The organism is Staphylococcus sp. 231237_7MaSpsaltlick (genome assembly GCF_043107035.1).
In genome coordinates this window covers 1-635 of record NZ_JBICNX010000254.1, presented here as the reverse complement: position 1 = coordinate 635, position 635 = coordinate 1, and the positions used below count along the sequence as shown (strand labels likewise).

The 635-nt window shown below is 32.3% G+C and carries 2 protein-coding genes; both read left to right on the top strand.

What is annotated here, in order from left to right; translation table 11 throughout:
- On the top strand, positions 1-296 hold a 296-nt coding region (locus ACF91D_RS31295), incomplete at its 5' end, for a DNA cytosine methyltransferase (protein ID WP_392438632.1).
- A gap of 135 nt (positions 297-431) precedes the next feature.
- Positions 432-635: CAT RNA binding domain-containing protein (locus ACF91D_RS31290; protein ID WP_392438631.1), on the top strand; the 204-nt coding region annotated here is incomplete at its 3' end.

The following is a 635-nucleotide window of genomic DNA, read 5'->3' as shown; positions in this document are numbered from 1 at the left end:
TGTCAGAAACGGATTCCCTAGATTTACCTGCTAGAACAATGTTGACTAGCGAAGCATCTGTTAATAGAAGCACACATTTTTTAAATATAAATAATGTATATCGTACATTAACGCCAATTGAAGCTGAAAGATTAAACGGTTTTCCAGATAATTGGACAGATACTATGCCTGATAGAATGCGGTTCTTCTGCATGGGTAATGCATTAGTGGTACCAATCATAACTAGAATAGGCAATCAAATTGAGAAAATTGAACAGCAAACAAGTGATACTTTTAGCCAATTGAGGTTATTTTAAATAAAGGTCTAGTAGCTTTAAACGCTGCTAGATTTTTTTGTTATTACGTCAATAATATTTTGCGCAAAGCGTTATAAGATTGCCTTTTTTTCTGTCCATATGGCACAATATACTTATTACAATAAGGGGTGTCATATGAAGATAAATAAAATCATCAATAACAATGTAATCAGCGTCACCCAAAACAATCAAGAGTGTGTTGTGATGGGAAAAGGGATTGGTTTTCAAAAGCATGAAGGTGATATAGTTGAGGAGTCAAAGATTGAAAAAATTTTTAATTTGAGTAATCAAGACTTATCTGATCGATTTAAAACTTTGTTAATTGAAGTACCAATTGAA